This is a genomic window from Dietzia sp. UCD-THP (assembly GCF_000349585.1).
In the GTDB taxonomy this organism is placed as follows: domain Bacteria; phylum Actinomycetota; class Actinomycetes; order Mycobacteriales; family Mycobacteriaceae; genus Dietzia; species Dietzia natronolimnaea_A.
In genome coordinates this window covers 12,263-29,373 of the sequence record NZ_AOSR01000027.1, presented here as the reverse complement: position 1 = coordinate 29,373, position 17,111 = coordinate 12,263, and the positions used below count along the sequence as shown (strand labels likewise).

Here is a 17,111-nt window from a genome sequence, read left to right as displayed (position 1 = left end):
CATTCCCTACCTCGCAGCCCGGTTCGGCGCGGGGTCCTGACGCTCTGGGTTCGCCAGGAGTCGGCGCTGCGCCCGGCGTCCCAGGGCCGCCATGAGGGGCAGGCCCGCCACGGCCAGTCGCGGAAAGCTCGCCCCCAGGTGCGCAAGTCCTCCGCGCCACGCCGGCACGGACCTCACCAGGCGGGGGGAGTCCAGCACCCTGCCCACGGCGCGCACCACGTCGCCGGGCTGGAGCAGTGACCCGGAGAAGGACAGGGCGGCCTGCGGGTCGTTGAGTTTGTCGTAGAGCATCGGGGTCCAGATCCCGTCCGGGCAGATGCAGGAGATCGCGATGTCGTGGATCCCCTCGAGCCGCAGGTCGATGGCGGTGCTGGTGCTGAACCCCATGACGGCGTGCTTAGAGGCGGCGTAGACGGCCTCACCCGGCACGGCGGAGATCCCGGCGAGCGAGGCGATCGTGATGATCTGGCCGCCGCTGCGCCCGCCGCCGGAACCGCTGCGGGAACCCCGGCCCCGCATCGCGTCGATCGCGGCAACGGTGCCGTTGATCGCCCCGAGGGTGTTGACCTCCATGAGCAGTCGCCGCTGCTCCTCGCTCTGCTCCCACGCCGGACCCGTGAGGAGCACCCCGGCGTTGTTGACCCACACGTCCACGCCCCCCGTCTGTTCGACGAGCGCATCCCGGGCCTTCTCGACCTGCGAGTGATCGCGGACATCGACAGCCGCCCAGCTGGCGTTCTCCCCGATGGCGGCGGCGGCCGCGGCGGCGGTGTCCGCATCGACGTCGGTGACCATCACCCGGTATCCGCGATCGGCGAGCATCTCGGCGATCTCCCTGCCCAACCCGCGACCGGCCCCGGTCACGAGGGCGCTGCGCGACCTCGTCGTCGTCACTTCTCGCTTCCCAGTCCGGAGCGGATCCGGCCGTAGGAGATGCCGCCGTGGCAGTACGTGGGCACGACGGGCCAGAAGCGCTTCCACGACACGAGCTCGGTGGAGGGCAGGATCTGCAGCCAGCGCGGGTCGCCGGGGCAGGCGTCCGCCATGGTCTTCTCCTTGATCATGGAGTCGTACTGGTCCAGGGAGTCCTCGAGGGTGTTGGCGTTGGGGCAGATCTCCCGACCGAACTTCTCGTGGTACCGCCGCACGCCCGGGATCCGGGACAGTTCCGGCTGCCAGTTGTCCAGCGAGATGCCGTTCTCCGAGGACACCCACACGCCGTCGGGGGTGTTGACGACCAGCGAGTGATTGCCGTCGGTGTGTCCGGGGGTCCACATCAGGGCGATGCCGGGGCCGAGCTCGATGTCTCCGTCGAACACCGCGAACCGGGACCGGTCGACCCCGCCGAGCCCGCCGGCGACGTACCAGGCCCACTGCATGGGATGCAGGTCCTCGAGGGTGGCCAGTTCGCGCCGGTGGACCAGCAGCTTGGCGTCGCCGAACAGCGGCGCGCGGGGCGCGGTGTCCCCGGGGATCACCTCGGTCGAGCCGAGGATCATGCGGGGGTCCTGCACGTGTAGGTGGTCGAAGGTGAGGAAGTCCACGTCCTGGGGCGTGAGCCCGACCTTGGCGAGCGCCTGGTCCGGCTCGTTGAAGTACTTGAGGATCAGCTTGACGGCGAGGTTGCCACCGGGGATCTTGTCGACGAGCGCCTGGAGGTTGTCGTAGAAGGGTGCCTCGGCGGATCCGGCGGGGACGGTCGGCTCGAACACCAGGGTGCGGGGGCGGCCGTCCCAGTCGTCGTACTGCACCACGATCATCCGGTTGATCATGGTGATCAGCGGCAGGCTGGGGACCGAGACCGCGTTGTTGAACGCGTATTTGACCGGGTACGGCGCCGCCGCCACGTCCACGGACTGCACGGCCCGCACCTGCCCCTGCTGCACGAACCGCGTCTTGTACTCGGCGGCCGCCGCACGCACGGCCCGCAGGCGCTCACCCCGGGGCCACACGTCGTGGACGCCGTCGAACTCGGGGATCGAGCGCGCGCCGATCTGCTCGAGCATCTGATCGGAGGACTGTTTTTGCGGCGCCCGGTCCCGGAGGTCATGGTCTCCCAGGTCTCGGTCGCCCCACTCGTGTTCGCGCAGCATCACCACTCCTGTACTCCTCCGGGCGCCGTGGATCTCCCGGCGCCATGCCTCTGACGGGTACTTCCAGGATCCGGTGCCCGGCGCCGCCACACTTGTGTCAGCGCGACACTCTCGACCGGCGCCTGAGCTCGCCGGGTGGGACGCCGAACCACCGACGCACGGCGTGGCTGAGCGTGGACTGTTCGGAGAAACCGACCAGGTCGGCGATCTGCGTGAAGGACAGGTCGGAGGTCGTGATGAACCGGTGTGACCGGTCCCGCCGCAGTTCGTCGACGACCTGGCCGTAGGTGGTGTGTTCGACGACGAGGTGACGCTGCAGGGTCCGCGGGTGGATCGCGAGCGAGGCCGCCACCTCGGCGAGGGGCGGGACCCGCCCGGGAAGGCGCTCGACCACAGCCCGGCGCACCCGGCCGGCCATCGAGTGGGCGGGGTCCGAGTAGGTGCCCGCCAGGTGATCGAGGGCGGCCAGTCGGATCTCCTCGTCGGCGGTGGCGAACGAGGCGTCCAGAATCCTGCGCTCGACGCACAGCGCGGCCACGGGGCGGTCGAACTTGACGTCGGCGCCGAAGAAGTCCAGGTAGCGGTCCACGGGCGAGAGCGGCCCGTGGGTCAACTCGACGGATCGGAGACCGGGACTGCGCCCGAGCAACTGCACCGCCATCCGGTGGAACAGGCCGAGTCCCAGTTCGATGGCCTGAGGGGAGTACGGAGACTCGGACAGCTGCTTGCGGTAGGTCAGGGCGATCACTCCGCGCCGATTCCACGGGTCGTCGTCGACGCCGATCGTCAGCGCGGGGCTGTGGACGAAGAGGAAACGCGCCGCGCACTCGAGCGCCTCGGTGGCGGTGGCGCTGGGGCGGACCGCCCGGGCCACCGGGCCGAGGATGGAGATGTCCTGTCGGTCGGCCAGCCGCAGCCCGAGATCCGGGCACTCGAGCTCGGCAGCGGCGGCGTCGAGCATCTGGTCGTGCGCGGTGATAGAGATGAGCCCGTCGTCGCCGGCGAGGGCCTCGGTCGAGATGCCGTACCGGTGGAGCAGCTGTTCGGGATCCCCGCCGAGTTCGCTGACCAGCGGGGCGAAGCCGCGGAGGCTGGCGGTGCGGATCAGCGGCTGCACGCCGACACCCGGGTGCTGCCGTTCTGCGAGGCGACCACGGGCTCCGGGCTGTTCACCCGGGCACACCGATCTCCCCGGCCACCCGACGGCCCGATTCGACGGCCCCGTCCATGTACCCGGCCCAGCGGGTGGCGGTCTCCGTGCCCGCCCAGTGGATCGGGCCGACCGCGCGGCGCAGGTGGGGGCCGAAGCGGGTCAGGGTCCCGGGCGCGGCGAACGCGCCGTAGCACCCGCGGCTGTACTCCTCCTCGGCCCAGTCGCGCTCGATGTAGTCAACGGGATTGCGGGCCCGGGGGCCGAAGTACCCGGCGAGATCCTCCAGCACCTGCGCCCGACGGTCGGCGGGCATCATGCGCGAGCAACGGTCCGCGTGTCGGCCCTCGAGGAACCCGACCAGCACCCCGGGACCGCCGCCCTTCGAGCTGTAGGGGGTGTTGTCGAAGACGGTGCCCAGCGCGCGGGTGTCGCTGTTCGCCTGACCGCTCCACCCGTCGGCGCGCCAGAAGGGCTCGGAGTAGGCCACGTTGACCTTGATCACCCGCCCCATGGGCAACCGCTGGACCAGCTGGTCGCGGTCGCCCGGCAGGCCGGGGGAGTAGCGGATCCTCGACGCGAGCGGCGGCGGCACCGCGATGACCACGTGGCGCGCGCTCACGGTGTGGTGGCCGGTTCGCACGCGGACGGAACCGGCGTCCCACTCGACCGCGGTGACCGGGCTGTCCAGTACCACGCGGTCACCGAGCCGGCGCGCCATCTCGATCGCGATCGTCTGCGCCCCGCCCACCACGCGGTCCTGCTGCGCTCCACCGGCGGTGTCGATCATCGCGTCGAGACCGCCGGCCGAGCCGATGTAGAACGCCGCCCACAGCGCGGACAGGTCCTCGGGACCGGTCGAGAACACGGCCTCGGTGAGAAGCCGATAGAACCCGCGGGCCCTCGGGGTGCGGGCGGTGCGTCGGAGCCAGGTGTCGAACGTCTGCGAGTCAAGGCGCTCGGCGCCGGGCGCGGTCCACGGCTCGGCGAGCGGGATGCGGGCGGCCATCCGGTCGAGCCGCCACTGGGTCTGGGCGATATCGGCCAGGGTGACGGGGTCGAACCTGGGGATCCGGCCAGTGTACTCCGCCCTGGTACCGCCGAGTTCGGCGATGTTCCGACCCTCGACGTGGGTGGGGAAGGTCTGCAGTCCCAGCTCGCGGATCAGCGCGAGGACGTGGTGCTGGGTGGGGCCGACCCACTGCCCCCCGACCTCGATGGACTGCCCTCCGGCGAGCGTGGCGCCCAGCAGCCTGCCGCCCACACGGTCCCGGGCCTCCAGTACCACCACGTCGTGGCCCACCCGGGTCAGCTCACGCGCGGTGACCAGGCCGGCGATCCCCGCACCCACGACCACCACGTCTACCGCTGAGTCCATACCGAGCCTCTCCACGCCCTCGAATCCCGGGCACGCCCACAGTATTCCGCGCGCCCGGTGGCCCGGGGCAGGACGGCGAACTCGATGCGACGGACTCCCACCGACTGCCACCCTTGTCGGCATGGACACGGACTGGCGTTCCCTGCCGCGCAACTCGTGGCTCTCCCGGGGCCAGCCGCTCGATCGTGGCGACGCGGCCAGCCGGATCAGCGCCTACATCTACGGCAACATCCTGGTGCTCGCGGCGCTCGTGCCGATCGTCCACACCGAGAAGTACGTGGGGATCGCGATCGTGCTGGGCACCGCGCTGTCGACGTTCATCGCGCACGTCTTCGCCGAGGCGGTGGGCCACGGTGTGCGTGAGGGCGAACCGCTGAGCCGCGCCGAGAGGCGCGCCGAACTGCGGAACTCGGTGCCGATCCTGAGCTCGGCGGTCCTGCCGTCGCTCATCCTCGCGGTCGGCTGGATCGGGGTACTCGAGCACGGCACCGCGATCCTGCTCGCGGAGATCACCGTCCTGGTGCGGATCGGCGGTGTCGTCTTTGTGATCGGCCGACTCAACGGCGAGCGACCCAGCCGGACGTGGCTCCTCAGTGCTGCCGCACTCACGGTCGTCGCCGCGACCGTCGTGGCGGTGAAGGTCGCGTTGACGCACTGAGCCGGCGTCACCGTTCGGTCATCGGGGCCGGCCGTACCGGCCGACCGGTCACCTCCCGAACAGCTTCGCCACGAACCCCTCCCTGGGAGCCTGGGCGTGCCCGGGACACCGCTGGGCCGCGGGAACGCGGGACATCACCTGGTCGACGTGCATGCCGCACCCGGCCCACGTCGTCTTTCCACAGGTCTTACAGGTGGCCGGTCGGCACATGGTCGTACTCCTAGTGGTCACAGGGTGCGGCGCGAGTGGCCGCGGGGTCATCACGAGGTTTCGAGGCGAACGGTCGGATCGCCTGGACCTCGAGATTGAGGATACATACCCCTAGGGGTATCCACAACGGGCGCGCGACCGGTCGTGCCTTGACTCTCCTGTTGACGAGTGTCACTGTATTAAGCACCTAATACAGCAACACGGATGGGGGCGCGATGCAGTTCGACACCTCATCTCCGATCTGGGTGCAGCTCGTCGAGGAGTTTTCGCGACGCATCGTGATCGGGGAGTGGGCGGCGGGCGCGAGGATGCCCGGGGTCCGCGAACTGGCGTCCGACCTGGGCGTCAACCCCAACACCGCACAGCGGGCACTGGCCGAGTTGGAACGGCTCGAGCTGTGCCGGTCCGAACGGGCCAGCGGGCGCTACGTCACCTCCGACGACGCCCGCATCGACGAGGTCCGCGACGACCTGGCCTCCGGTGCCGCCCACGAGTTCATCCGCCGGGTCCGCGGACTGGGGATGACGCAGGACAAGGCTCGAGAACTACTGGACAAGAGATGGGACGACCATGACCACACCACTGCCCATGCGCACGACGGAGGTGTCTGACGTGAGCATCGTCGAGAACGCCGCTACTACACTCGTCGAGACCGCGGGGCTGACCATGAGTTACGGCTCCACCACCGCGTTGGACGCGCTCGACCTGGGCCTGGCTCCGGGCCAGATCGTGGGACTGCTCGGCGAGAACGGCTGCGGTAAGACCACCCTGCTCAAGATCCTCGCCGGCGTGCTCTCGGAGTACTCCGGCAGCGTGCGGATCGACGGCCACGCGCCCGGCCCCGAGTCCAAGGCGATCGTCTCCTTTCTGCCCGACACCAGCTTCCTCCCGGACTCCGCCCGGGTGAGCTACTGCCTCGAGCTCTACGCCGACTTCTTCTCCGATTTCCGCACCGAGAAGGCCCGGGACCTGATCGGGTTCTTCGGTCTGAGCGAATCCGCCCGGCTCAAGGAGATGAGCAAGGGCATGCGCGAGAAGGTCCAGATCGCGCTGGCCATGTCCCGCGATGCGAAGGTGTTCCTGCTGGACGAGCCCATCTCGGGCGTCGACCCGGCCGCGCGGCAGCTGATCCTCGACGGGATCCTCCGCAACCTCTCCGAGGACTCCCTGCTCCTGATATCCACGCACCTGGTGCACGACCTGGAGCCCATCCTCGACGCCGCGGTGATGATGCGGCACGGCCGCGTCCTGCTCCAGGGCGACGCCGACGACCTCCGCGGCCGGCACTCCGCCAGCCTCGATCAGATCTTCAAGGAGACCTACCGATGACGACGACACTGCTCAAGCACGAGTGGCTGCGCACTCGCGGGGCGCTCGGGACAGCTCTCGGCATGATCGCCCTGATCGGGGTCCTGGGCAGCCTGCTCGGGTCCGCCGGGTGGCCCCTTCTCTCCCAGCTCGGGATGGCCCTGGGGGTGTTGGCCGCGGTCGTGGCGGTCCCGGCCGTCCAGCTGACCCTCGCCGCCGACTACTGGCGTACCGGATACGGCCGCACCGGGTACTTCACGCACTCGATCCCCGTCCGCGGGTCGGCGATCTTCTGGGTCAGGCTGGTGTGGGCGATCATCGCCTCGCTGGCCGCGCTCGTCCTCACCGCCGGGCTCGCGCTGGTGGCATGGTGGGCGGCGGCCCTGCATTCAGGGCTCACCTCGCCGTCGCTCTCTCTCCTGTCCGACACCTGGGCCGCGGTGACCACGGCCGCGCCGCCGTGGATGATCGCCGCCGGACTGATCGCTGGCCTCTCCTCGTTCCTGATCTGGCCCGTCTACTACTACTTCGCTGTCTCGGTGGGGCACGAGCGGCGCCTGGCAGCGCTGGGAGCCGGCGGGCCGGTCGTGGTGTTCGTCGTGGTCTACCTGGCCACCCAGGTGCTGTCGCTACTGGCGATGATCGCGCTGCCGTTCGGTGTCGCGATGGACGCCGGCGGTTCGCTCGAGTTCGTGCGCTTCGACATTCTCGGCGAGGTGGCCGCGGGTGCGGCCGCGCGGAACGACGTCATGCCCGTCGGCTTTGTGGCCGCGTCGGCAGTGCTGGTGGCGTACTGCCTGTGGCGCACCGCGCGCTCGTGGAATCACAAGGTCGCCCTGGTCTGACAGGGGTGGGGGTCTGATAAGGATCGGGGGCCTGATACGGGTCGGGCCCCGGGCACAGACGCCCGGGGCCCGCCACCCGCGTCAGTCCCCGGCCTCAGCCAGGAGCCCGTAGAGGCGTTTGCGCAAGCCGACCAGTTCGCGGGTGGCCGCCTCGCCGGCGGCCGGGTCTCCGGTCTGGACGACCGCCCGCACGGCCATGGCGGCCTCCCCGAAGGCCTTCCAGAGGTCGGCGTCGCCGCCCAGTCGGGACGTGGCCTCCTCGGTGGCGTCGACCCACGGGGCCGGGCGATCTGCGAGCTGGTCGACCTCCGCCCGCCCGGCGTCGGTGAGCTGGTAGTGCTTGGGCCCGGCGTCGTCAGCGGGACCGATGAGACCCTCGTCCTCCAACAGCGAGAGCGCCGGGTAGACCGCGCCCGAACTGGGACGCCAGGTGCCCCCGCTTCGCTCGGCCAGTTCGCGGATGATCCCGTATCCGTTCTGTGGCCCCTCTGCCAGGAGCAGGAGCACGCCGTGCCGGACGTCACCTCGCCGTCGTCGCCGCTGGTGGCCGCGCCGCATCCCGGGACCGTCATCGAACGTGCCGAAGGCCCCTCCCGGGCCGAAGGGTCCGCCGGGCCCGAACGGTCCGCCCGGCCCGAACGGGCCACCGGGCCCGAACGGCGTGCCGGGCCCTCCCGGGCCGAACGGCGCCGCGCCGCCACCGTGTTCGTGACGACGGCCCCTGTGGTGTCCGTGCTGACGGCCGGGGCGGCGGCCTTGCCGGGGATGTCCGCCCCCGCCCGGTGTTGCCGATGGGCCGAAGTCGCCCGGCCCGTATGTGTCGTCGATGTTCATCGCGACTCCTTCCGATCTGGGCGCCTGGTCGGCTCCCGTCTGTCTAGAAGTATCCGCGACAGGCGTAAGAATGTCAACGACATATCGCTAAGTGCCGGTTGCGTGGAGCGGTCCACCTGTCAGGCAAGATAAGAATCAATGCGGGGAACACTCAGGTGTGCCCACGCGTTGACCCAGTACGAGTGATTCGTCGGTGACCCGGCGGGGACTCTCGCTACACGACCTTCCCCGACAATCCGAAGGGACCTCGATGCGCAGCAGTAGCAATCCGGTCTTCAGCTCTCTGTCCCAGGACAGCGCGCGTGGCGCCACCCAGCTCGGTGGCGCGGGCCGTGCCACCTTCCAGCAAGGCCAGTACGGCCAGCAGGGCTTCGGTGCCCAGGCCGGGTACGGTGCCCCCCAGGCCCATCCGCAGTTCGAGGCGGACACGCGGCCCATGACGATCGACGACGTCGTCACCAAGACCGCCATGACGCTGGGACTGCTCAGCATCGTGGGCGTGATCGCGTTCTACATGATCAGCGTCAACCCCGGTCTGCTCTTCCCGCTGCTGCTCGTCGGCGGCATCGGTGGCCTCGTCGTGGTGCTCATCGCCACCTTCGGCCGGAAGATGGACTCCGCGCCGATCACGCTGACCTACGGCGCGCTCGAGGGCCTGTTCGTCGGCGCGGCGACGTACCTGTTCACCGCCGACATCCAGGGTGGTGGCGTCCTCGGTGCAGTCGGCGCCGCGATCCTCGGCACCATCGGTGTGTTCGTGGGCATGCTGTTCGTCTACAAGACCGGCGCCGTCCGCGTGACCCCCAAGTTCACGCGCTTCCTCACCGCCGCCATCGTGGGCGTGCTGTTCGCGGCGCTCGGCAGCATCCTGCTCAGCTTCTTCACCGGCGGCTCGAACCCGCTGTACAACGGCGGCCCGATCGCGATCGCCTTCTGCCTCCTGTGCATCGGCCTCGCCGCGTTCAGCTTCCTGCTCGACTTCGACAACGCCGACCGCCTCGTGCGCGCGGGCGCCCCCAACAAGATGGCGTGGGGCGTCGCGCTCGGCCTGACCGTCACCCTGGTCTGGCTGTACATCGAGATCCTGCGCCTGATGAGCTACTTCCGCGACTGATCAGCGCGAGCGGTAGCGCCCGCGGCCCCGGCCCCCGACAGGGGAGCCGGGGCCGCCGGCATTTCGGGGGTGAGCAGGCGCGAGCCGGCCCCACCAGACGACGCGGGCGGGGCCCACACAACGAGAAGAGCGTTCCGCACACATCCTCTCGGGAAACGTGTGCGGAACGCTCTTCTCGACGCCGGGCGCCGGGTCGCGGGCGGCGGGGCGCCGGGCCTGGTCGGACCGGGCTGGGCCAGATTAGGCCGCGCGGGCCGGGATCAGCTGAGGCGCTCGAGCACCATCGCCATACCCTGGCCGCCGCCGACGCACATGGTCTCCACGCCGAACTGCTTGTCCGCCGCCTGCAGGTTGTTGATGAGCGAGGCGGTGATGCGGGCGCCGGTCATGCCGAACGGGTGGCCCAGCGCGATCGCGCCACCGTTGATGTTGAGCTTGTCCTCGTCGATGCCGAGCTCGCGGGCGGAGCCGAGCACCTGGACGGCGAACGCCTCGTTGATCTCGAACAGGTCGATGTCGGAGATCGACTTGCCGGCGATCCGCAGCGCGTTCTTGACGGCCTCGACCGGACCGAGACCCATGATCTCGGGGGACAGGCCCGAGACGCCGGTGGACACCACGCGCGCGAGCGGGGTGAGGCCGAGCTCCTTGGCCTTGGTGTCGCTCATGATGACGAGCGCGGCGGCGCCGTCGTTGAGCGGGCAGCAGTTTCCGGCGGCGATGGTGCCGTCGGGCCGGAAGACCGGCTTGAGCTGCGAGATCTTCTCGTAGGTGGTGCCGGGCCGCGGGCCGTCGTCGGTCGAGACCACGGTCCCGTCGGGCATGGTGACCGGGGTGATCTCATTGGCGAAGTGGCCGTTCTCGACGGCGGCGACCGCGCGGTTCTGCGACCGCACGCCCCAGTGGTCCTGCTCCTCGCGGGTGATGCCGGTGATCTGCGCGACGTTCTCCGCCGTCTGGCCCATGGGGATGTAGACGTCCGGCAGGGCGTTGTTCTCACGCGGATCGGTCCAGGTGGGGGCGCCGCCCTCGGCGCGGGTGCCGGTGAGGGCCTCGGCGTCGGCGAAGATCGGGTTGTGGGTGTCCGGCCAGTGGTCGGAGGTGCCCTTGGCGAAGTTGGTCACGGTCTCCACACCGGCGGAGATGAACACGTCGCCCTCGCCGGCCTTGATCGCGTGCAGCGCCATGCGGGTGGTCTGCAGCGAGGAGGAGCAGTAGCGGTTGACCGTGGTACCGGGGACGGTGTCCAGGCCGGCGAGCACGGAGACGACGCGACCCATGTTGAAGCCCTGCTCGCCGCCCGGCAGGCCACAGCCCAGCATGAGGTCGTCGATCTGGGTGGGATCGAGCGACGGGACCTTGTCCAGCGCGGCCTTGACCATCTGGGCGGTGAGGTCATCGGAGCGGATGCCCACGAGGGACCCCTTGTTGGCGCGCCCGATGGGGGAGCGGGCGTACGAGACGATCACGGCTTCCGGCATGGAAAGCTCCTTCGTTGCAGTTGAGTGCTAGGTGTGGTCGATCGGGTGGCCGGAGTCCGACTGGTCCCGCGGGAGGCGGGCCAGCCGCAGGATCCGGCTCCGGCGGCGGAGGGTGTCCGCAGCCTCGCGGGCATCGCCAGTGCTCTCTGGGTCGCCGTCCACGTCCTCATTATGCAGGTACGTGTTCTCGTCGGCGTCGTCCGCGTCCTCGTGGGTCCGGACGAAGTCGGTCAGGCGCTTGGTCAACCTGGCCACGACCGACTCGCGCTGCGTGTCGTCCGAGTCGGGTGCGTCCGGCGCGGCGGCGGTCTCCGCATCGTCGGCGGCGCTCTCGGCGGCGCTCTCCGCGGCCTCGAGCGACTCGGCGGCCTCGGCGGCGTCGTGGGGCACCTGCTCCTCCGGCACCTCGTCCCACACCCCGAGCGCCACGCACACGGCGGGCAGCAGCAGTCCGGCGGCGAGTTCGTATCCGGCGGAGTTGGGGTGGAAGCGGTCGGGTGAGAAGAGGCTCTCCCCGCGTTTGTGGAACTCCGGGGCCAGGGCCTCGGCCAGCGAGACGGGCACCCCGCCCGCCCGGCGGACCTGGACTGCCTGGGCCGCGGCCAGGCGTCGACTGAGGGTGGCCATGACCGATCGCAGCGGCTGGGGGACGGGCTTGATGGTCCCGAGGTCAGGACAGGTGCCCACCACCACGTGCGAACCACCCTCGCGCAGCGCCTCGACGGCCTCGCCCACCCGTCGCGCCGAGGGGCCGATCGCATTGCGTGCGGTGACGTCGTTGCCGCCGATGAGGATCACCGAGATGTCGGGATCGCCGTGCGCGATCTGCATGGCCTCGACCTGGCCCGCGAGCCCCTTGGAGGTGGCGCCGACGATCGCCTTGATGCTCAACCGCACGTTCCACCCGGCCTCCTCCGCCAGGCCGCGAGCGAGGAGCACGCCGGGAAGCTCGCCGGGGGAGTCCGCGCCCAGGCCGGCGGCGAGCGAGTCGCCGAAGATCACCATGTGGACGTCGCACGTCATGCCGGGCCGCCACGGCTCGGCGGTGACGGCCCCGGGCCGGTAGAGGCCGTCGCCGTCGAAGGGCCGGGAGGTGGGTTTGGGGATCACCCGCCGGGCGGTCCTGGCCTGCTGGGCCAGGAGCTCGTACGCGCCACGGTAGGCGCCGACCGAACCCACGGCCACCAGGGCGAGGTTGACGACGATCTTGCGTACCGGATCATCTGCGTCAGTCATCTGGCGTGGCGTCTCCCTCCGGTGCCGTGGCGTGCGGGGCCGGGCGCCGCGAGCTCGCGGGCCTCCTCTGACAGTTCGACGATAGTCCTGCGTGCCTCGTCGGGCCCCATCGAGAGGTCGACGGGATACTCGACGATCGAGATGTCGGTGTGCACGATCCGCCGCGGCTGCGGTGCGTCGTTGCGGCGTTGGGCCGGATAGACCAGGAATGCCCGGTCCACCCCGAGTGCGGTGCAGGCAGCGAGCAGGCGGTAGTGCTCGGCGGCGCGGGCCCGGCGGTCGGTGGGATACATGGGGGCGAACGTGGTGACGGGGCGGCCGTCGACCTCGTACACGAGCCCGGTGGGGACGGAGATGTGATCGCCCTCAGGGGCGGGCGCGCTGTGACGACCGCCGCCAGCGGCGGAGTCCTCCCCGGATCCGCCCTCGTCTGCGGCGGCGTCCTCCACTGCGCTCTCCTCGATCCCGGAGTCGAGGTGGACCACCGGGTTGTGCAGCACCCGGCCCCCACAGCCGTCGAGGGCCGCGGTCAGCTCGGCTTCGACGAAGCGCTCGAACAGCGCGGGCATCTCGGTGACGAACGCGGCCGACGCCGCGTGGCCGTCCTCCACCTCGACCGAGATGCGTCGCACGATCCGGTCGGCCAGCGCGAGCGCGTTCTGGAACCGGGCGTTGAGACGGGTCCGCGTCCAGGCGGGCACAGGGGCGCCCTGGCCGATGAGCGTGGCGTCCGCGAGCCGCGCGTCCACCATCGCCAACCGTCGCCGGGTGGCGTCCGGGAGGTCGGGCAGGAACTGCAGACGGTGCGCGGCGGTGCGCAGGATGCGGTTCTCGGCGATGTCCGGGGTGAACTCCGAGTAGGTGACCTCGAGGGGGATGGTCATGCCCGGGTGGCGTCGGATCTGGTCGCCCAGGCGGATCCGCCCGCGCACGGTGGTCAGTGCCTCGTCGACCCTGCGGTACCCGCGCAGCAGCCCGGACGACAGGGCCTCGTGCGCCAACGCGGCCATGGATTCGGCCACGGAGACCCACAGCTCGTCGTCGTCCCTCGCCTGGACGGCGGACGGGAGGAACGCCGACTCGGCCGCGTGGTCGAGCAGGAAGAACAACTGCGTCAGGCCGAGGTTGGCCGCCGGGAGGACTCTGACGGCCAGCCCTTCGACGCGGACCGAGCCGACGCTGCCGCACGGGATCAGCCGCCAGGTGTCGCGGCCGGCGGGCAATACCTCGACCAGCCGGGTCTGGGACAGGTGCTGGGCGCCCTCCCAGCTCAGGGTGACGAGCCGGCCGCGTCTGTCGAACTCGTCGAACTCGATGGTCTCCGACGCCGCGGAGCCCGCCGAGGGGGAGTTCACGCCCGGCCGATCTTCCGACGCAGTGTCGCGAGCCCGAAGCGCTCGTGGACCTCGGCTCGCGACAGGCGCCCGTAGTAGTGCTCCTCGAGCAGTGGGAGCAGGTCGTACCGCCAGATCGCCTCGAGCCCGCCGGGTTCGGTGGCCCGGTCCTTCATGAAGTACGACGGCCCGATGCGCAGGTCGCGGTCCGAGTCGTCGATCTCCGAGTTGAGCGCCTCCAGCAGGTCGGCGGGCTCGGTGGTCTCGCCGCGGGCCTCGAGGTGCCGCCGCAGCACCCCCGCGACGGGCGGGGTGTCGGGGTGGAGTTCCATGAACGCGAACCGCCGGCGGATGGCCGCGTCGACCATGGCGATCGACCGGTCGGCGGTGTTCATGGTGCCGATGATGAACAGGTTGCGCGGCAGCCGGAACGAGGTGTCGGGGCTGTACTGCGGCAGGACCGTGCGGTCGCGGTACTCGAGCAGGAAGTACATCTCGCCGAAGACGCGGGCCAGGTCGGCCCGGTTCATCTCGTCGATGATGAGGAAGCTCGGATGCTCCCGGCCGGAGTCCGACGTGGCGCGCGCGGCCTGGCGGCGCAGCGGCCCGGCCTGCAGGGCGAAACCGGGCTGGCCCGACTCGGTCAGGGTGGGCCGGTAGCCCTCGAAGAAGTCCTCGTAGGCGTAGCTGGGGTGGAACTGGACGAGCTGCACTCGGCTCGGGTCGTCGGCGCCGGCGAGGAAGCGGGCGAGCTCCTGCGCCAGGTAGGTCTTGCCGGTGCCGGGGGGCCCGTAGAAGACGATCTGCTGCCGCTCCTGCAGGGTGTCGACGATCTCCTGCAGTTCCCTGCGCGGCATGTGCAGGCTGTCGGCGAGCTCGTCGGTGATGTCGGGGAGGGTGGGCACGGTTCCGGCGCCCGGGGCCTCTGCCACCTGGGACTCGGCGGAGTGCCGGCCGGGGTGCATGGCCGCGAGAAGCGCGTCGAGACCGTCGGTGAGATCCACGACCGTGCCGGGCTCGCCGATCAGCTCCGAGAGCGGGCTGGGGAGGGTGTCCAGGTCGAGCGTGACCGAGTGCCAGCGCACCGAGCGCTCGAGCTGCTGGCCGCCGTCCTCCACGTATCCGAGGTCGTCGGTGAGGGTGCCCAGGTGCAGCTTGGCGTCGGCGACCGTGGCCACCACGTCCTGCGGGCTCATCCTCGACAGGAAGGTGTGCAGTTCCGCGGTGAGCTGGAACCGCGCCTGGTAGTCGAGGTGCGGATAGCCCTGCTCGACGGCCTGGGACACCTCGAGTCGGCTGGCGTGCGCGGGGATGCGCGGCAGGTGCGAGGCGGGCAGCGCGATCCGGTTCTGCGCGACCCACTGCCCGGCCTGACCGACCCCGCCGCGACCGGGCCGGACCAGCCACGCGCGGCGGGAGTGGTCGTCGCGGTGGCGCTGCCACTGGTTGGCGATCGCGCCTCGGTACCAGTCGACGGGCTGGCCGAGCTGGGCGGAGAGGGTTTCGGCGATGCGGTGCAGGTCCTGGTCGATGTCCAGCTCGTCGATGCCGGACGGGCCGCCGATCAGTTCGGCGAAGGCGTCGCGGATCCGGGTCTTGTGCTCGTGCTTGACGACCGGCTGGAAGTAGCCGGGCCAGGCCAGGTACTGCAGGCTGTAGCGGATGGCCCGCCAATCACCGGGCGTCGAGCGGGCGGCGCGCTGGAACTCCCACGGGTCCGTGAGCGCCGCGTCCCGCTCGGCCGACTCCAACTCGGCCCAGTGGACGATGAACGTGCACAACCACCGCAGGTGTTCGCGCATCTGGACGTTGAACCCGAGTCCGCCGGTCAGCGGGCCCTTCTCGCCGAGCGCCTCGTCGAGCGCGTCGGGGATCTTCGGCGCGTCGTCCACCCAGGACAGGACGTCCCGGATCCGCCCCCGCTTGAGGCGCGCGGTGACCGTGGACAGGGGCAGCTGCTGGATGTAGAGCAACTCGGCCGCCAGGAGCACCACCGGCCGCGGGGCGCCCTCCAGCTGGTCGTGGAGCGCCTGCATGACCGGGGAGCGAGTGGAGCCCGCAGCGTCCGCGCCGGTGTGCTCCTCGGCGTCGCCGTCGAGGCGTCGGACCAGCTCTTCGGCGACCTCGGGGGTCCAGGTGTAGAGCTCGTCGTCGAACGGTGACTGCCCGGTGCGCAGGGCCGGTCCCAGGACCTGCTCGGCCGCCGCCTCGATCTTCGGTGCGGGGCCCAAAGGCCTGTCATGGGAACCGTCTGTCACGTGGACTCCTGCTACGCCGGCGCGGGATCGGGCTGGTCGACCCGGGCCCGATGGACGTGGAAAACCTACCACCGGGCCCGTCGTGGCCGGTCAGCTCTGGTACGGCTCCGCGGTCACGATCGTCACGGAGACGGACTTGCCGTTGGGGGTGGTGTACTCGCGGCTCTCGCCGACCTTCGCGCCCAGGATCGCGCGACCCAGGGGGGAGTCGGGGGAGTAGATCTCGAGGTCGTCCTTGCCCGAGCCCTCACCGCGGGTGCCCACGAGGAACGTCTCCTTGGTGTCCTCGTCCCCGTTGTAGTACGCGCGGACGACGGAGCCCACCAGGGCCACGCCGGTCTCGGTGGGCGTCTCACCGACCTGGGCGGTGGCCAGCAGGTCGTCGAGCTGCCGGATCCTGGCCTCCTCCTGGCCCTGCTGCTCGCGGGCGGCGTGGTACCCGGCGTTCTCCTTGAGGTCGCCCTCCTCGCGTCGCTCGTTGATCTCGGCGGCGATGACCGGACGGTTGGCGATCAGCGCCTCCTTCTCGGCCATGAGGCGGTCGTACGAATCCTGGGTCAACCAGTAGCCCTGGGTGTCGTTCGCCATGAGAGCGCACTCCAATCTGTTCGTGTGTGTGCTGCTGTACGAAAAACACGGCCCCGCGAAAGGAGCCGTGCTGATAGGACGATGCTAACACAGCGGTGACCTGCTGCGGGACCGCAGAAGCCCTACCTGCGCAGGTAGTCCGGGATGTCGTCGCCGCAGCCGTAGGCGTCGGCCACGAACGCGCGGGCGGAGGTCGCGATGGACATGTCGACCTGGATGGCGCTGTTCGCGGACGGGGGCACGTAGACCTCCCGCCGGCCGACCTCGCCCTTGGTCTGGTCCTGGGCGCGGACGATGCAGTACGCGGCTGTCCCGGGGTCGTCTCGGGTGACGGTCATCACCACGTCGGTCCGGGAGTCGTCGACGACCGTCACGCCGATCACCTCGGCGGAGATCGTGGGGGTGGAGCTGAGCCGGTAGCCGGCGACGGCGCCGGCCACCACGAGGGCGCCCACCAGGAGGACGAGGAATCCCGCGACCACTTTGCCCGTCACGCCGGATCCGGAGTCGTCGTACCGCCCGGCCGGCGGGGTCCCCGCCGCCTGCGGCGCCACGTCCGACCTCGCCTCACTCATGGTCCCCAGGGTATCCGGGGGCGGTGGACGGGCCTCCCCGGGGGCACCG

16 protein-coding genes are annotated in these 17,111 nt (G+C 70.7%); 5 read left to right on the top strand and 11 right to left on the bottom strand.

Annotated elements, in window-relative coordinates:
* Positions 1 to 6: 6 nt before the first annotated feature.
* The 4 genes from H483_RS23915 to H483_RS23900 form a co-directional block, all read right to left on the bottom strand.
* Complete coding sequence (locus tag H483_RS23915) at positions 7 to 894, bottom strand: SDR family oxidoreductase (RefSeq protein ID WP_031264547.1); 888 nt, start codon at positions 892 to 894, stop codon at positions 7 to 9.
* A complete protein-coding gene (locus tag H483_RS23910) occupies positions 891 to 2,093 on the bottom strand; it encodes a hypothetical protein (RefSeq protein WP_202959090.1) in 1,203 nt (400 codons plus the stop codon). Before H483_RS23910 ends, H483_RS23915 begins: the two co-directional genes overlap by 4 nt.
* A gap of 97 nt (positions 2,094 to 2,190) precedes the next feature.
* On the bottom strand, positions 2,191 to 3,210 hold the full coding sequence (locus tag H483_RS23905) for an AraC family transcriptional regulator (protein ID WP_042328953.1): 1,020 nt from the start codon (positions 3,208 to 3,210) through the stop codon (positions 2,191 to 2,193).
* Positions 3,211 to 3,262: 52 nt separating this feature from the next.
* On the bottom strand, positions 3,263 to 4,621 hold the full coding sequence (locus H483_RS23900) for a flavin monoamine oxidase family protein (protein WP_017835786.1): 1,359 nt from the start codon (positions 4,619 to 4,621) through the stop codon (positions 3,263 to 3,265).
* 121 nt (positions 4,622 to 4,742) lie between these two features.
* Here H483_RS23900 and H483_RS23895 point away from each other — a divergent pair, with 121 nt between their 5' ends.
* From H483_RS23895 to H483_RS23880, 4 genes are all read left to right on the top strand, one after another.
* The gene (locus H483_RS23895; RefSeq protein ID WP_017835785.1) at positions 4,743 to 5,279 is read left to right on the top strand and encodes a hypothetical protein; all 537 of its coding nucleotides are present in this window, start codon (positions 4,743 to 4,745) and stop codon (positions 5,277 to 5,279) included.
* A gap of 425 nt (positions 5,280 to 5,704) precedes the next feature.
* Positions 5,705 to 6,100 carry a GntR family transcriptional regulator gene (locus tag H483_RS23890; protein WP_017835783.1) on the top strand — a complete coding sequence of 132 codons (396 nt, stop codon included), beginning with the start codon at positions 5,705 to 5,707 and terminating at the stop codon, positions 6,098 to 6,100.
* A 1-nt stretch (position 6,101) separates the two neighbouring features.
* Entirely contained in the window at positions 6,102 to 6,818 is a 717-nt protein-coding gene (locus tag H483_RS23885; RefSeq protein ID WP_202959089.1) for an ABC transporter ATP-binding protein, read from the top strand.
* On the top strand, positions 6,815 to 7,642 hold the full coding sequence (locus tag H483_RS23880; RefSeq protein ID WP_017835781.1) for a hypothetical protein: 828 nt from the start codon (positions 6,815 to 6,817) through the stop codon (positions 7,640 to 7,642). Before H483_RS23885 ends, H483_RS23880 begins: the two co-directional genes overlap by 4 nt.
* Before the next feature lie 81 nt (positions 7,643 to 7,723).
* Here H483_RS23880 and H483_RS38380 read toward each other — a convergent pair whose 3' ends face one another.
* Entirely contained in the window at positions 7,724 to 8,476 is a 753-nt protein-coding gene (locus H483_RS38380) for a PadR family transcriptional regulator (RefSeq protein WP_081615087.1), read from the bottom strand.
* A gap of 250 nt (positions 8,477 to 8,726) precedes the next feature.
* Here H483_RS38380 and H483_RS23870 point away from each other — a divergent pair, with 250 nt between their 5' ends.
* Positions 8,727 to 9,590, top strand: coding sequence for a Bax inhibitor-1/YccA family protein (locus H483_RS23870; protein WP_017835779.1), 864 nt, complete (start codon positions 8,727 to 8,729; stop codon positions 9,588 to 9,590).
* Between the two features lie 260 nt (positions 9,591 to 9,850).
* Here the strand turns inward: H483_RS23870 and H483_RS23865 are convergent, their stop codons facing one another.
* The 6 genes from H483_RS23865 to H483_RS23840 all read right to left on the bottom strand — a co-directional run bounded on the left by H483_RS23865 (position 9,851) and on the right by H483_RS23840 (position 17,062).
* The gene (locus tag H483_RS23865; RefSeq protein WP_017835778.1) at positions 9,851 to 11,071 is read right to left on the bottom strand and encodes an acetyl-CoA C-acetyltransferase; all 1,221 of its coding nucleotides are present in this window, start codon (positions 11,069 to 11,071) and stop codon (positions 9,851 to 9,853) included.
* A 27-nt stretch (positions 11,072 to 11,098) separates the two neighbouring features.
* Positions 11,099 to 12,307 (bottom strand): SGNH/GDSL hydrolase family protein, encoded by a 1,209-nt coding sequence (locus H483_RS23860; protein WP_017835777.1) that lies wholly within the window; start codon positions 12,305 to 12,307, stop codon positions 11,099 to 11,101.
* A complete protein-coding gene (locus tag H483_RS23855) occupies positions 12,304 to 13,662 on the bottom strand; it encodes an McrC family protein (RefSeq protein ID WP_017835776.1) in 1,359 nt (452 codons plus the stop codon). Before H483_RS23855 ends, H483_RS23860 begins: the two co-directional genes overlap by 4 nt.
* On the bottom strand, positions 13,659 to 15,899 hold the full coding sequence (locus tag H483_RS23850) for an AAA family ATPase (RefSeq protein ID WP_031264544.1): 2,241 nt from the start codon (positions 15,897 to 15,899) through the stop codon (positions 13,659 to 13,661). The genes H483_RS23855 and H483_RS23850 overlap by 4 nt, the downstream gene beginning before the upstream one ends.
* A gap of 90 nt (positions 15,900 to 15,989) precedes the next feature.
* Positions 15,990 to 16,487 (bottom strand): transcription elongation factor GreA, encoded by a 498-nt coding sequence (gene greA / locus H483_RS23845; protein ID WP_017835774.1) that lies wholly within the window; start codon positions 16,485 to 16,487, stop codon positions 15,990 to 15,992.
* A 122-nt stretch (positions 16,488 to 16,609) separates the two neighbouring features.
* Positions 16,610 to 17,062, bottom strand: a complete 453-nt coding sequence (locus tag H483_RS23840) for a DUF4307 domain-containing protein (RefSeq protein ID WP_017835773.1) — start codon at positions 17,060 to 17,062, stop codon at positions 16,610 to 16,612.
* Positions 17,063 to 17,111: the final 49 nt, after the last annotated feature.

Excerpts from the sequence above, each read along its gene's own strand:
- H483_RS38380 (WP_081615087.1), bottom strand. The coding sequence starts at position 8,476 with ATGAACATCGACGACACATACGGGCCGGGCGACTTCGGCCCATCGGCA.
- H483_RS23870 (WP_017835779.1), top strand. The coding sequence starts at position 8,727 with ATGCGCAGCAGTAGCAATCCGGTCTTCAGCTCTCTGTCCCAGGACAGC.
- H483_RS23900 (WP_017835786.1), bottom strand. The coding sequence starts at position 4,621 with ATGGACTCAGCGGTAGACGTGGTGGTCGTGGGTGCGGGGATCGCCGGC.
- greA (WP_017835774.1), bottom strand. The coding sequence starts at position 16,487 with ATGGCGAACGACACCCAGGGCTACTGGTTGACCCAGGATTCGTACGAC.
- H483_RS23880 (WP_017835781.1), top strand. The coding sequence starts at position 6,815 with ATGACGACGACACTGCTCAAGCACGAGTGGCTGCGCACTCGCGGGGCG.
- H483_RS23860 (WP_017835777.1), bottom strand. The coding sequence starts at position 12,307 with ATGACTGACGCAGATGATCCGGTACGCAAGATCGTCGTCAACCTCGCC.
- H483_RS23890 (WP_017835783.1), top strand. The coding sequence starts at position 5,705 with ATGCAGTTCGACACCTCATCTCCGATCTGGGTGCAGCTCGTCGAGGAG.
- H483_RS23910 (WP_202959090.1), bottom strand. The coding sequence starts at position 2,093 with ATGCTGCGCGAACACGAGTGGGGCGACCGAGACCTGGGAGACCATGAC.
- H483_RS23865 (WP_017835778.1), bottom strand. The coding sequence starts at position 11,071 with ATGCCGGAAGCCGTGATCGTCTCGTACGCCCGCTCCCCCATCGGGCGC.
- H483_RS23840 (WP_017835773.1), bottom strand. The coding sequence starts at position 17,062 with ATGAGTGAGGCGAGGTCGGACGTGGCGCCGCAGGCGGCGGGGACCCCG.
- H483_RS23895 (WP_017835785.1), top strand. The coding sequence starts at position 4,743 with ATGGACACGGACTGGCGTTCCCTGCCGCGCAACTCGTGGCTCTCCCGG.